The sequence below is a fragment of the Bacteroidota bacterium genome, assembly GCA_039111535.1.
GTDB lineage: Bacteria > Bacteroidota > Rhodothermia > Rhodothermales > JAHQVL01 > JBCCIM01.
This window is the reverse complement of record JBCCIM010000177.1, coordinates 1-13,547: the sequence shown is the minus strand read 5'-3', so window position 1 is coordinate 13,547 and position 13,547 is coordinate 1. Positions and strand designations below refer to the sequence as shown.

12 protein-coding genes are annotated in these 13,547 nt (G+C 51.2%); 1 reads left to right on the top strand and 11 read right to left on the bottom strand.

The features are described from left to right. From AAF564_21140 to AAF564_21100, 9 genes are all read right to left on the bottom strand, one after another. A partial coding sequence (locus AAF564_21140; protein ID MEM8488069.1) for a glycosyltransferase occupies positions 1-1,268 on the bottom strand: 1,268 nt, incomplete at its 3' end. A gap of 8 nt (positions 1,269-1,276) precedes the next feature. Beyond that, positions 1,277-2,224: a hypothetical protein gene (locus tag AAF564_21135; protein MEM8488068.1), complete on the bottom strand. Its 948-nt coding sequence runs from the start codon at positions 2,222-2,224 to the stop codon at positions 1,277-1,279. Continuing rightward, on the bottom strand, positions 2,169-3,104 hold the full coding sequence (locus tag AAF564_21130) for a hypothetical protein (GenBank protein ID MEM8488067.1): 936 nt from the start codon (positions 3,102-3,104) through the stop codon (positions 2,169-2,171). The genes AAF564_21135 and AAF564_21130 overlap by 56 nt, the downstream gene beginning before the upstream one ends. A gap of 50 nt (positions 3,105-3,154) precedes the next feature. Beyond that, positions 3,155-3,979 (bottom strand): SDR family oxidoreductase, encoded by an 825-nt coding sequence (locus tag AAF564_21125; protein ID MEM8488066.1) that lies wholly within the window; start codon positions 3,977-3,979, stop codon positions 3,155-3,157. After that, the gene (locus AAF564_21120; GenBank protein ID MEM8488065.1) at positions 3,942-4,052 is read right to left on the bottom strand and encodes a hypothetical protein; all 111 of its coding nucleotides are present in this window, start codon (positions 4,050-4,052) and stop codon (positions 3,942-3,944) included. The genes AAF564_21125 and AAF564_21120 overlap by 38 nt, the downstream gene beginning before the upstream one ends. A gap of 187 nt (positions 4,053-4,239) precedes the next feature. Beyond that, positions 4,240-4,806 (bottom strand): GNAT family protein, encoded by a 567-nt coding sequence (locus tag AAF564_21115; protein MEM8488064.1) that lies wholly within the window; start codon positions 4,804-4,806, stop codon positions 4,240-4,242. Beyond that, positions 4,806-5,957, bottom strand: a complete 1,152-nt coding sequence (locus AAF564_21110; GenBank protein MEM8488063.1) for a DegT/DnrJ/EryC1/StrS family aminotransferase — start codon at positions 5,955-5,957, stop codon at positions 4,806-4,808. Before AAF564_21110 ends, AAF564_21115 begins: the two co-directional genes overlap by 1 nt. 1 nt (position 5,958) lies before the next feature. Then, entirely contained in the window at positions 5,959-7,017 is a 1,059-nt protein-coding gene (locus AAF564_21105) for an FkbM family methyltransferase (GenBank protein ID MEM8488062.1), read from the bottom strand. A 162-nt stretch (positions 7,018-7,179) separates the two neighbouring features. Then, entirely contained in the window at positions 7,180-8,082 is a 903-nt protein-coding gene (locus AAF564_21100) for a GNAT family N-acetyltransferase (protein ID MEM8488061.1), read from the bottom strand. 425 nt (positions 8,083-8,507) lie between these two features. Between AAF564_21100 and AAF564_21095 the strand changes: the two genes are divergently transcribed. Beyond that, positions 8,508-11,648 carry a glycosyltransferase gene (locus tag AAF564_21095; protein MEM8488060.1) on the top strand — a complete coding sequence of 1,047 codons (3,141 nt, stop codon included), beginning with the start codon at positions 8,508-8,510 and terminating at the stop codon, positions 11,646-11,648. 37 nt (positions 11,649-11,685) lie between these two features. Here the strand turns inward: AAF564_21095 and AAF564_21090 are convergent, their stop codons facing one another. Both AAF564_21090 and AAF564_21085 read right to left on the bottom strand, forming a co-directional pair. Beyond that, positions 11,686-12,108 carry a hypothetical protein gene (locus tag AAF564_21090; protein ID MEM8488059.1) on the bottom strand — a complete coding sequence of 141 codons (423 nt, stop codon included), beginning with the start codon at positions 12,106-12,108 and terminating at the stop codon, positions 11,686-11,688. An 88-nt stretch (positions 12,109-12,196) separates the two neighbouring features. Next, a partial coding sequence (locus AAF564_21085; GenBank protein MEM8488058.1) for a tetratricopeptide repeat protein occupies positions 12,197-13,547 on the bottom strand: 1,351 nt, incomplete at its 5' end.

Below are 13,547 nucleotides of genomic sequence, written 5' to 3'. Positions count from 1 at the left end.
GCATAAAATGCGTGAAATGGATGTGCTGGAGTAGCCGTCACATGTTGTGCGTGAGCCACAGCGGCATCGCGCGGGTCCCGCAACACCATCACCATTTTCATCTGTTGCTCCCGCAGCAGCGCATCCATGGATTTTGAGTACGGTATTGCGCCTGTAACCGCGTCTCCTGGCTTGAGGCCTGATAACATCGCCTCCGCTTGTAGCGCTGGCATATAGGCCGGTACATCAATGCGCGTTTGGATACACGATTTAGCAGGCATTTCGCCAGCCCGTTGTTCAAAAGCAGTATCCGCGTGCTGTATGCCAGGCAGTAAACCAATGACGCTGCGCAAAAATTGCCCACCCGCATGCGATAAACTGTTGCCCAGTACTTTGGGTGGGAAAATGTTTGCTCTGGAAAAAGAGATTATCGGTTTATTGCAGCGCGTAGCAAGACGAATCATGAGGGCATTGATGCCGGCTAGCACGTAATCAATTTCAGCATCTGTACGTGTACGAAGCAATGCTATGTTTTTGGCAATCACATGCTGTGCAGACACGTACAGGTGATCGTTTTTCACTTTATGGATGCTTGTGCCGTGTTGTCGATAATCCACGAGAGGTTTGCCAGAATAAGCCACCTCTGCCCTGGCAGCCAGCTTGATTTTCAGATTCCAGTCTGCGTGAATCAGGCGTTTGTGATGCCCTTTGTAGCCCAACTCCCGCATAACATCAGTGTAGATCAGCTGATTTCTAAACAGGCTGACCGTATTGGGAAAGAATCGTTTGGCAAGCGTTTGCAAAAAGACATCTCCGGAAGGAGGTGGCTTGCCTGAAGGATCCATCCAGGTCCCGATCACATTACCCTGCGCATCAATCAGGTTGACCCCGGAGTAGGCGGTTTTTGCGCGCGGGTTTTGTTGCAAGGCTTGCCATTCGAGCCGGAGTTTGTCTGGATGCCAGCGGTCGTCGCCGTCCATCAGCGTAACAAGATTCCCCCTCACCTGGTCTTTGCCAAAAATACCGTTTTCGATGTGCCCAATATTGACTTCGTGCCGGAAAATCCTGAACAGGTCCGGGTACGCAGTTTTGTACTGCTGAATGATATCCCAGGCGTTATCGGTAGAACAATCATCGCAGACAATAATTTCAGCCGGCCGCAGCGTTTGTCTGACCAGGCTTTCGAGGCATTCTCCGATGAATGGTCCAAAATTGTAGGAAAACACCACAACACTAATTTGTGGCGTAGCGGTAGCGGTATTCATTTGTCCAGGCAGGCCGGCATCCATAACGTTTCTCAGTTTTTAAGAAAATCAAAGTTGTAACCCAACGCCTCGTAAGCCGGCTGCAGGTTGTATTTGGAAAAGAAAAATTTGAAGGCCGCTACCTGCCAGTCGAAAAACTGGTCAAAGCGGGCGCTTGCGTCGAACTTGTTGCGATCTTTCTTGTGTTCATTGATCACGCCGGCCTCGTAAACCGCATCCAGATAGGTTTCATCGGCAACAAGGGTGTCGTCAGATAGCGTCTGAATGGCTGTTGCCAGCACCGCTGGCGCTGTAGTAACTTGCTCCATGCAGGTGTGGCCGTGAAAGGTAATGCCAGGCATCTCTGCCAGATGCGGCAAGGCATTCAAGTCCAATCGCAAGCTGCCCAGCACCGCGCACGCGCCAAGAAAAGCCAGATTATCTAGCTCACCTATGTTCAGATCATACTCCGCTGCGAGATCGTAAAGAAAGCTTCCACCCTCTCGCAATACTTTGCCCGAAGTCCAGTGCAATTCATTCAAGTCGTACCTGAACAGGTCCTTGAACTGCCCATAGCCCGACCAAACAAGCGACACCGGATGACGCACCAAATTCAGCACATTGTACGCATCCGCAGGCTGACCAAATTTCTTAAATACAACAGGCAAATCCCGCAAACGGTACACGTGCACGGAGCCATACATTACCGCTGTACCCATGTCCTCAATTTCTGCATAGGCGGCATCAAATGACCGTTCTTGTCGCGAGACATACCCCTTGTGCAATTGCGCCAGATGTGCCTTCAAGTTTGCATTGCTGTTCATGTTTTTCTTGTCAGCAAGCATGTTGCGCGCGCTGTGGCTGCATACAATATCAGGATGCAGGTTCAGTGCGAATGCCAACCAGTTGCTGGCGCTCCAGCCGTGTGAAGTGTAGATAAATCGTCTAGGCGTCTTGCCATTCTGCATAACCAATACCCGATCGTCCAAATCCATTGCCATTGTAAAACATGAGAAGCCGGCCATTTACGCGGATTACGTAGGGGTAGGCAATCATGTCACCGTCCCATCCAGTATCCGAGACATCAATGCCGCTTTCGGCGTCCCGGCGCGTCCACGTCAGACCATCTTCTGATTCCGCGTAGCCAATCCTGTAGCTCTCATTTTTTTGCCCCCGATAATCTCCGCTGCCACGGGTTGAATACCACATGCGATGCAGGCCATTTTCCTCGATAACTGTGGGGCATGCCACCCCACCTTCTCCTTCTAGCAGCGGGATGCAGGTATGGTTAGGGCGTTTCCAATCAACACCATCTTGCGAAACCGCGTATTTGATTTCATAGAAAGGCTCGGTCTGTCCGTTACGCGCTTCCCATTTGCTGTAAGACATGTACCAGGTTTTCCACTGGTCTCCCACATGCATCACGCTCTGGCAAGAAATGGACACGGGGTCGGTCATGGTCCGGTCCATAATTGGCCCGTCAGCCACCTTGTTAAAAGAAGCGCCGCCGTCCGTACTTGTCGCCAATCCAATGGCGGTCCGATAACGGCTCGTGTTGCCCGTATTCCAGCCTACGTAGTACAGGTAGGTTGTATTGTCTACTGTAATTACATCAGATGGCATGACACCTGCGTCATCAAAAAAGCCGGCTTCACCAAGCGGCAGCAACGGCGCATCGTGGACATAAATTATGTCTTCCGGAGCATCTGCGCGGGTGTCAAAAAAGGAAATGCGCGTCCGGTTTTGCACATCGCGTGTGCCATAATAAATGCGCAGTGTTGCTTCATCGAGTTGTTTGACGATGGGCACCTGTGCATGACTCATCGCCCAGTCTCGAGACCCATCCGGCACGAAGATGTGCCCGTATTTTTTCCACTTCATTGAGATGTTATGTGATTTGCTGTACGGTACGCAGGCCTCAGGCGGACCTGTCAGCTGTCAAATGCAGAAACGAGGTCTGCAGCATCGGCAACCTGTGCACGTTGGATTTCTAACACAGCCTCAGCTATGGTGCCCTGCGGCACCAGGCCGGTTGTGCCGGCAAGAAGGTCCTGGTTTAATTGAAATGTGTGCTCTCCTTCGCGTGCAGGAAGTTGATTGATCTGGATATTGCCCCCCAGGACCTGGCGAATACACACGGCAACCTCCATCAGGGATAGATTGAGACCGCAGGCGTTGAAGGCCCTGCCGGCTATCTTATCGGCAGGCTTTTCAAGCAACGCAGTAAAGTACCGGGCAACATCCCTGATATAGAGTTGTGGCCGAACCTGGCGCCCTCCCATCACATCTATTTGCCCGGTGCTGAGGGCCTGATCGATCATATGGTTGACGATAAACGCGTTGCGCATCCGCGGAGAATATCCAAACACCATCGCCAACCGCAGAGAGGTAATGGTTAATTGATCCGTCTTTATTTCTGCCAGTATCTGCTCTGCTTTCCATTTTGAAAGCGAATACGGCTCTTGCGGATCTGGCGGCATCGATTCAACCAGCTGTGTTGTGTAGCTGTAACCATATACGCCAAAAGTAGACGCAAACAGGAAACGCCGACACGGGCTGTCTTTTACAACATCAACAAAGCGCTCAAACCCGCGCACGTTCACATCCAAGGTGAGCGCCGGGTTGGCTTTGCCTGCCCGTCCATCAGAGACGCCAGCCAGATAAATCACTGCGTCAGCATCCTGGAGGCAACGCGCCATTGCATCGACATCGCGGATATCAGCTGCAACAGGATGTATGCCACCCCCTATGCCCATAAAAGTCCTCGACCCCGCTCTCAGCAGTATCGACAACGGTAACACGATACCCATGCGATACGAGATGTGGCACCAGCACTGCGCCGATATAGCCGGCACCGCCAGGCACTACGATGTGTTTTCCTTGCAACGCCACGAATAATCCTGAACATTATGGCGGGAATCCGCCTTTGCGAAATGAAAGCATGTGCAGCAGGCAGACAGTATCCGTCTGCTATATGCCGGGGTAAGGCATGTGAATTGCTGTTTCAAACGCCGGCTCAGCCTGCGTCTTCCCAGTACCCGTTTTCTTCGACAAGCGCAAAGTAATCTGCGCGCGTCACGCCGACAATAACTTTATCCCAATACCTGTTTTTCCGGAAATAGTAGTTGCGCTGCCGGCCTTCCTCCTTCCACCCGCATTTGCGAATATAGACGGCGAGGGAAGCTTCGTTGTATTCGATCATCGAGCCATCGAGCCGCTCCAGGCCCAACTCCTCAAAAGCATAGCGCATTACGGTCATAATGGTATCTTTACCATAGCCTTTCCCCCGGATGTCTACATCACCGAGCAGCATGCCATGAAAGGCATTGCGATCTTTCCAGTTGATGTCTACGAGGTTGGCTGTACCAATCAGCCCAACGTCGGGTGCCTGAATAGCAAAGCGTTGATGCAGCGACTGGACAGAAAGGGAGGCGTACCATTTCCGCTGGTCCTGCATGGACGTAGGGAAATGCCAGCCCGCCAGCAGGGGCCAGATCGCAGGATCATTTGCCCAACGGTGCAATGATTCCAAATCAGACTCTTCGATGGCACGCAGCAGTACTTTTTTTCCTTGTATGTTCATCAGGCAACCAAAGCGAGTTCATCACGCAACGATTCAAAGTGTTGTATCACGTCACAAATCTGATCCACAACACTTAATTCAAGATCAGGGTACAAAGGCAAACATATGATCTGCGCTGCGGCTATTTCTGCAGCAGGTAAATGTTTGGCGGACGGCAGATTTCGGTACATTGAAAAATGACTGATCAATGGATAGAAATATCGCCGGCAGATAATGTTTTTCTCCCTGAATACATCAAACACATTATCGCGTGAAAATCCAAATTTTTCTTCGTCGATAAAAATCGGGAAATAGCTGTAGTTGTGCTGGACGTCTGGTATATCTTCGAGGAAGGTCAGCCCGGATACGCCGGCAAGCTGCGTCCGATACCGGTCTGTAATCTCTTTTCTTTTCTGGATGTTCTCTTCCACATATTGCAACTGCAACAACCCAAACGCCGCCTGCACCTCATTCATCTTCCCGTTGATCCCCGGCGCCATAACGGTTGTCTCATTGGCTATGCCAAAGTTCTTCAGATAGTCAATACGGGTTTTCAGCTTGGCGTCGTTGGTAATGATCGCGCCGCCTTCCAGCGTGGTAAATATCTTTGTTGCATGAAAGCTGAGCACAGATAAATCGCCAAAGTTCAGCACGCTCTCATTATCCACCCGCACGTTAAACGCGTGGCAGGCATCGTAAATAACTTTGAGGCCATAAATGTCTGCTATCCGAGAGATTTCCTTCACATCACAGGGATAACCATATACGTGCACGGGCAAAATTGCCGACGTTTGCGGTGTAATCAGCGACTCAATGCAGGCAGGATCCAGGTTGTATGTTTTTGGGTCGATGTCGCAAAAGACAGGTGTAATTTCGTTCCAGTGCAGCGCATGCGTTGTTGCGACAAACGTATAGGGCGTTGTTATGACCTCTCCGGATACGCGCATCGCCTGCAAAGCCACGAGCAACGCCAGGGTACCATTCGAAAACAGGCTAACGTATTTCACACCGAGGAATTCAGCCAGCTCCGCTTCGAGGCGTTTATGAAACTCACCGTTGTTAGTTAGCCACCGGTTTTCCCAGATGCGCTCCAGATGCACCACAAAATCATCAAGTGGCGGCATACTGGGCCGCGTAACATAAATAGGCTCCTGCTCCAACGTCTCTATCATATCATCCTCGGCTGCTATCTGGATGAACGGCATACAGCACCGTCTCTTCCCTGTGAATGGTATAGTGATCGAGATAAAATTTGTAGCCGGCGTCGATTTGCCTGATGAGCGCAGGAATCCGATAGAAGTCGTCTTTTTTATGATATGCACAGATGGCAAGCTTGGGCAGATGCTTTTTGATCGTTGCCTGCCCGCCAGCCAGCGCGTTTACCTCAGCGCCCTCTATATCCATTTTAATAAAGTCTACCCGATCAACCCCTTCGCCACTCACAAAATCATCTATGGTAAGGGTTGTGGTCACCAGGTCTCCCGTGGCATCTTTCCCATCTCTGATAGAGGAAGCAGGGCCACGGTCGGAAAACCGCATCTCTTGCCCCGACTCGTGCCAAAGCGGATATGGTACCAGATGCACCAGCGGACTATATGCCGGATTCATCAACAGATTTTGCTTAAAGATGTCGATATTAGCCGGCACAAACTCGAAGCCATACACTTTCCCCTCGGGCCCTACAGCATGGGCGAAATGCAGGGAAACCTCTCCACGGCATGCACCCGCGTCAATACAAACGTCGCCAGGCGCCGGCTGAATAACTGGCCCGCGCTGAAAGAAATACTGCTTCAGAATAAACTGGGTCAGTACCGTAAGCGCATGCCCATATATTTGCATATCCATATCCGGAACGCGGTACAGGTTTACAAACCCATCACCAAAGGGCACAGCATCTTTTTTGACCAGATACTTCTCATCAACGCTGTTGTACGACGCCCAAAACTCGGGCGTATTCAGGGGTAGCTTTACGTGATGATGGTCCAGGATATCGTATTCAAGCAGCTTGATCATCAAGGCACGTGAATAGTCGTCTTCCAGCAACTCGAAGGCAGCTTCATACTGATCGATGTTTCGCATGATTGCGTACATCCAGTGTACGGCATTGTCGATCATAAAATTGTTGGCCCGGGGGTGATCTCCCTGGAAACGGAGATGGTCCCAGTTATTTTGCTCAACGCGATGGATCGACTGGAAAAAATCAGCAAGGAAGGTCTGCGTGAATGCGCTCATGGCTGGCTTACATTTATAGATAGTTCGAGCAGACCATGTTCAAAGCGAATGCCAAGGCTGGCATCTGCTTATGCGGCTCCACAACGGGGTTTTACGACCCGGCATAGGCGCAATAGCCGGAAATTCGAGATATAGCCAGGGAAAGAGTTGCCTTAACCACACTTAGTAGTTGACGCGATATGCAGGGAAAAAATTGTCTTGCCCGGCCGGCATTTCGGCAAGCAGCTTTTGGTAAGCCTCATGATCCAGAATGCGTCCGCACAGATAGGCTGGTGCAGTGGTACTCGCCCATCCACGCTTGAAGCGCGTCAGGCCATCGTCTGCATTTTCTTCAAGGCCGGCGCCTCCACCAAGGTTTACAACAGACAGGCCGGCTGCACTGAAATCAGCAAAGGCCTGCTGAAAAATTCCAAATGAAGCTTTGTTTGTATACCCTGCCCCCGTATAGGCGGCAAGGTGATAGTATACATGTCCGCCCATCTCATAAAAAAGGACCATACCTACCGTTTCTTCATCCATTGCAGCCTTGTAAACAACGATACCCGGCGTTTTAAGCTGCATAACAAACGCCTCCCTGGAAAAGGCCGCAGCACCACGAATTGCATGGCGCTTTATCAAGTGTTGGTAGAGTCGCGACCAGTCATCCAATGTCTCCCCCGGATGCGCAACGCGTTGAATTACAAGGGCCTTGTGCGCCTTGCGGGCATTTCTCACGTGATTGGATGAAAAATGGGCGGCATAGTCTCCCTGCAGATCCACCAGAAAGTGTTTTTTGAATGGCCGGCACAGATCGGGAAACGCTGCAGCAAGCATGTCCTGGCTGTACGCCCCCAAAGGATCAGAGACCATGGTGAAGCTCACGTATTGCGGCGCCAGCGCATGCAAATCAGCAACAATGTGTTCCCAATGACGGCATGCCATCAACGGATAACACCCAACAAGATCTAATTGCCCACTGCCGGCAATCGGGCGCGCAATCGCCCAGGCATCGCTTTCTTCCAGATGTACCGGTTGCCCCACATGGGCCAGCGAAGCTGCATAAGTCGGCGCAAGATATCCTGCCATAATTGTAGCACTGCGGCTGATTGGATTCACAAAATGAGTCACCCTCATCCTTCAACAACGGGTCCCTTTGCGTATTGCCCCTGGAAATTCTCAACTGGGCAGCACTTGCACCAAGAATTGCCCCTGAGGCGGAAATCCTTTCCCGAAAACAGGGTCGATCTCGGGCAGATTTCAGGTTTACAACCAGCAGCCGAAACCTTAGGGTTGCCCGTTTGCCATGCTTCTGCCTGAATAAGAAATACACCGCCCCTTCCATGTTGCGCGGAATACCTTTTGCCTTTTACATGCATACATCTTTCAGACATCTCTATAGACCCCAGCAACGCAGCACATTCTGATGCTGTGCCACTACCCAACAGTACTGTGCAAAACAGCACTGCACCAAACAGATTAGATCAAACAGATTAGATCAAACAGGCTTACGCATGCCCAGAATCCTTCACCTTGTAGAGCACCTCGAAAACAACAAAACCATAAAGGCCATCCTGAACATGGCCAAGTGGTCAGCACGACAGTACAATTACCAGCACACAGTCATGGCGCTGGACACTGCCAGTCCGGTAGCCGGTAGCTGGGCAAGCGAAGCTGATATCGCGCTCACAATCAAGCCGGACGCAGCAACGTTGCTCCAGCAAATCGAGGAAGCCGATATCGTTCAGATCGAATACACCAACACACCCATTATCAACACGCTGCTCAGGCGCCCGCTTCCGCCGGCGCGCTTTGTACTCTGGTGCCATTCTACAGGGGATGTGTTACCGCATATTCTACCGCTGGCAGCTGCCCAAATGGTTGAAGTGCGTCTGGCCAGTACAATGGCTTCTTATCACAATCATCCGGCTTTTGCCGTTACAAACGCATCCGAACCAATTGACAGACAAACCTGCATTGTGCCACCGGCCGACTTCAGCTTGCTTAATAATTTTGAATCCCAGCCACACAGTGGATTTAACGTAGGATTCTCTGCGGATACGCCGGCAAGTGAACTTCGCGAAGACCTGGTAGCGCTGACAACGGCGATCGAAATTCCTGATGTATCTTTTATGATCTGTGGGGACGGCTCTACGGAAGCAATAGAAACATCAGCAAAGCAACTGCATGCCGGCTACAAGTTTAGTATGAGGCCGGCATCGGCATTCCCGGAAACCCTCGCAGAACTCGACGTTTTTGGCTACGCAGTGAAAGAGCATTCGGGCTCCACAGCAGCCCTGCACCTGCAGCAAGCAATGTTTGCCGGTGTTGCCCCGGTTGTGTTTACGCACAGCAGCATCGGGGGCCTCATCAAGCATAATGAGACGGGACTGATTGTACACACAGCTGAAGATTTCCAGCGTGCTGTTACGTTTCTGTATAACAACCCGGTTGAGCGGGCGCGCATCGGATTAAACGCTTCGATTTTTGCTCGCACACACCTTGGAGCAACCAATGCGGCGTATACCTTTAACAAGATTTACAGCTTTCTCGCCAGCCGGCCCAAACAAGTACATGCCTGGGGATGCACCCCATACGGCGATGAGGCCTTGCAAACGCCAACAGAAACACCGGGCGCCGCGCAGATTTTCACCGATGCACTTGACGACCACGGACTGGCTTTTGCCATTAGCCTGCATCACCCAGAAATATCACAACAAATAGCAGCTGATAACTCCATTGCCGCAGCGCCGGCGTTGCTTTGTGATGCCATTATGGACCAGAATACACACGCGCCTTCAGACCCGCACCTGCAACTATGGAAAGGCCTGGTGCACGAAAAACGGGAAGAATCAGAACAGGCTGTATCTGCATACACGGCTGCACTTGCCAATGAGATCGATAGTTGGCGGGTCGAGTGGTACCTTGCGAGGGCCCTGAAGACGGCCGGCAAAGAAGAAGAAGCCCGTCGCGTTTACGCAGCCCTCCGCAACACCCACTCAAATTTCAACGAAATAACAGGCGACCTTACGTTCTCCGAAGCCCGAAAAAAAGCACTGGAGTTTTCCATAAAAGCCAGCACGCCGGAAACAGAGAACCACGACATCAAGGTGTCAGCAATCGTTTCCACGTATGCGTCTGAAGAATTTATGGATGGCTGCCTCCACAACCTCGTGAGCCAGTCGCTTTACCAGCAAGGTGGGCTCGAAATTATCGTAATCGATGCGCATAGCCCTGAAAACGAAAAAGAGATTGTCGAACGATACCAGCGCAACTTCGACAACATCCACTACGTCCGCGCACCTGAACGTGAAACACTATATGCAAGCTGGAATCGCGGCATCAGGATGGCCAGTGGCCGCTACATCACAAATGCCAACACAGATGACCGGCACAGGAAGGATGCACTGGAAACCCTTGCCCGCTACCTTGATGCACATCCCGAATTTGCCTTGCTGTACCCAGGGCAAATTGACACATCCGTAGCGCATGAATCATTTGAGACAACTTCTTCCTCTAAATTACTCAACTGGCCACCATACAGCTATGCAGAGCTCGAGCGACACTGCATTATAGGCTCACAGCCGATGTGGCGTAAATCACTGCATGAGAAGTATGGGTATTTTCGCGATGAAATGGTTTCTGCCGGCGACTATGAGTTCTGGCTCCGGATTGGCAAGCAGGAAAACTTGTACCGTTATCCTGAAACCCTGGGGCTCTACTATCGCAATCCAGCCGGCATTGAGCACGGGTCCAACACCTCAGACAAGGAGACACTACAAATCTGGCAGGAATACGGTATGTTCGAACGCGGCATTCCGGTTATCTTGCGCGGCCGGCTGATCACGCAGGCCCGTGTCCCCCAGTTCTCAGCGCCGGCAAGCACACAACAGAAACCGCGTCTCCCCTTCGACCAGTACATCGCACAGTTCGAAACTGCACTACGCAACAACAAACTCGATGAAGCACTGGTCATCACTGAGCATGCTTGTCGCGAGTATGGCGAGTTGCCTTATCCTTTTATTCTGAAGGCGATCGTACACCGGCAAAGCCTTGCCTATAATGAAGCATTGAGCGCGCTTGACACGTCCATTCGGATTGATGAAACGCCCGAGGCACTGGTTGAGCTGATTCAGCTATCCATTGCAACCGACCAGCATGAAGAAGCTAAACGGACGTCCGACTACATGCGCGCCAAGTACCCGGAATGGGAAGAGCGCATGCAGAAAATCACCGCGTCGCTCTTGCAAGATGACACGGCGCCGGCAACCGGGTCAGCCAAACTCGAAGACCTCGACTATACCTATTCGACCTTTGCCGAGCTGAAAGCTGCCTTCGAATCACTCCTCCACACCAAAGAGCTGCATCAAGCAGGCACGCTTGCGCTTGCTGCTACGCTCAAATTCCCGGAAAACCATGAGGCCTGGATGCTCAAGGCAACCAGCGATCGGCTCAAGGGAGCGTATGAGGATGCACGCGCAGCTATTCAAAAATCTTTGTTGATTGAAGACAGCCCAGAGGCTTTGATTGAACTCTTTCAGGTATCACGCGCCCTCGGGGATAGCGAAGAAGCCAACAACATTGCCACCATGTTCGGTACAGCCTACCCCGAGCATGCAACACGATTTAGTGAGCTTTTCCCAGAGACTGTGTAAGCTGGCGCGCTTGATTTTGCGCTTGTAAAACGGGCCATCATGCGCTGTAGTCAAACAGCATAAAAAAGGTAAGCAAGGCCGCACTGGTTGCAATAAGCAGCGTAGTGCGGCCTATTTTTTTGGATATCATATAGCCGCTGAGTCCAATAGCCCACAACAGGCTATAGATCCCTATCGAAAACGCCAGAATTCCACAGAGCCGCATATAGTTATACGATCCGTACGGTATGGGATTGTCGGGATGCCCATAAACCACCATTCCGGTGAAGCCCAGGACAGCCACAATAAATGCAGACGCTGAAATAGCTAGTGCAACCACCATTTTGGTATGCGGTCCATCTTTATGTTTGATGGCAAGCAAGGTCCCCAAAAACGTAGCAGAGAAGCCACCGAGAAAAGCAGCAACAAATGCCAGTTGCTCAGCCAGTAAGGCCATGTAACCCTGAGAAATTTCCTGCATTAAAAAAGCCCGATGGTGAACCAGATGCGTGCGCATCCAATTAACAACATCGGGCTTGAATTATGCAACAGGTACGGCAGGTACCAGATCAGGTAGCCGGCGTAGCCATTTTCACTTCAGCTTTCGCTTCGGTTTTTGCAGCTTTGACGGCCTCAGTGCCTGCAGCCGGCGTCTTTAGCTGTACTAACTGATCGACTTTGCTCTGCAACGCGCCTTTCTCGAACATTGGGGTTTTGATGTCGCGCATTTTCTCTTTCGGCAGTCCCGACAGAATTTTTCGTACCTGCGTCACCTGGTCGAAGAGTGCGTAGTTCGATTCGATGAAGTTGCGATACGCTACGGAGCTGTAAACATTTGAAGTGATCATGCCCACCGCCTCATCAACCGTGTTGTACAGGATTTGCTCGGGCCAGATACGCGTAGAGAACGGGAAGTTATGCACAATCGGCTTGATGCCCATCGACATGGCTTCAGCAATCGAGTATCCGAAGCTTTCATGTATGCTGGTGGAAACGAGGAAGTTTTTGTCAGCCAGCCAACTTGTGATGTTCTCCTGCCAGCCATCAAACTGGATATGATCTGCCAGGCCCATTTCGCGGATGGCATGATCCCAGTACATTTTGACGAGGGAATCTTGAAACTTGCCGGCTATGTGCAGCTTATAGCGCGAATCGAAACGAACCAGCTTCTCCAGAATCTGCAGGAGCATCATCGGATTTTTGCGCATATGAATGTACCCTACGCTGGCAACGCTGTAGCCGTGACCGCGGGGAGCAAACGCAATTTTGTCTGTATCTACGCCATTGTTCACAACAGAAACCTGCACACGGTCTTCGATGCCGGGTACGGTTTGCCGTAAAATGGTAATCAGGTGATCCGTGACAAGCATCAGGGCATCCACATGCTCCCATTGTACTTTCCCTGGAATATCCGTAAATGCTTCGTATCGATGGAGCCGGCACACGATAGGCTTTCGCTTCGAAATTTCAAGCCGCGTGGCATACATCACCAATTCATCACACCATTCAAACCAGCAAATGTCGGCGTCTTCCATAGCCGGCTCGATCTGGTCGACAGCATCTATCACGACGCGCTCTACATCATAGAATGGATTCAGCCCCTCAATGAGGTTAGACAGGAACTGATCAAATCCGCGGCGGACAAATATCTTCAGCTTTTTACGGACCGCATTGCCACCTGAGTGGACCTGCGCCATCGTGTCGAGGTGCTGACCAGCCAGCTGCTCCATTTGTCCAGGCTGGGCTACATCACGGGCCTTGTTGTACCACTCGAGGGCATAAGGAAAATCTTCTTTCTTCTCATAAAGACTGCCAAGCAGGTACAATACTTCAAACTGGTCCGGCGCCAGCTGCTGTGCGGAAAAAAGATTCTGTTCAGCAGTTTCAGTATCATCACGTTCAAGAGAGACGATCGAATTT

Excerpts from the sequence above, each read along its gene's own strand:
- AAF564_21130 (MEM8488067.1), bottom strand. The coding sequence starts at position 3,104 with ATGAAGTGGAAAAAATACGGGCACATCTTCGTGCCGGATGGGTCTCGA.
- AAF564_21110 (MEM8488063.1), bottom strand. The coding sequence starts at position 5,957 with ATGATAGAGACGTTGGAGCAGGAGCCTATTTATGTTACGCGGCCCAGT.
- AAF564_21100 (MEM8488061.1), bottom strand. The coding sequence starts at position 8,082 with ATGGCAGGATATCTTGCGCCGACTTATGCAGCTTCGCTGGCCCATGTG.
- AAF564_21135 (MEM8488068.1), bottom strand. The coding sequence starts at position 2,224 with ATGGCAATGGATTTGGACGATCGGGTATTGGTTATGCAGAATGGCAAG.
- AAF564_21105 (MEM8488062.1), bottom strand. The coding sequence starts at position 7,017 with ATGAGCGCATTCACGCAGACCTTCCTTGCTGATTTTTTCCAGTCGATC.
- AAF564_21115 (MEM8488064.1), bottom strand. The coding sequence starts at position 4,806 with ATGAACATACAAGGAAAAAAAGTACTGCTGCGTGCCATCGAAGAGTCT.
- AAF564_21125 (MEM8488066.1), bottom strand. The coding sequence starts at position 3,979 with ATGGGCATAGGGGGTGGCATACATCCTGTTGCAGCTGATATCCGCGAT.
- AAF564_21095 (MEM8488060.1), top strand. The coding sequence starts at position 8,508 with ATGCCCAGAATCCTTCACCTTGTAGAGCACCTCGAAAACAACAAAACC.
- AAF564_21090 (MEM8488059.1), bottom strand. The coding sequence starts at position 12,108 with ATGCAGGAAATTTCTCAGGGTTACATGGCCTTACTGGCTGAGCAACTG.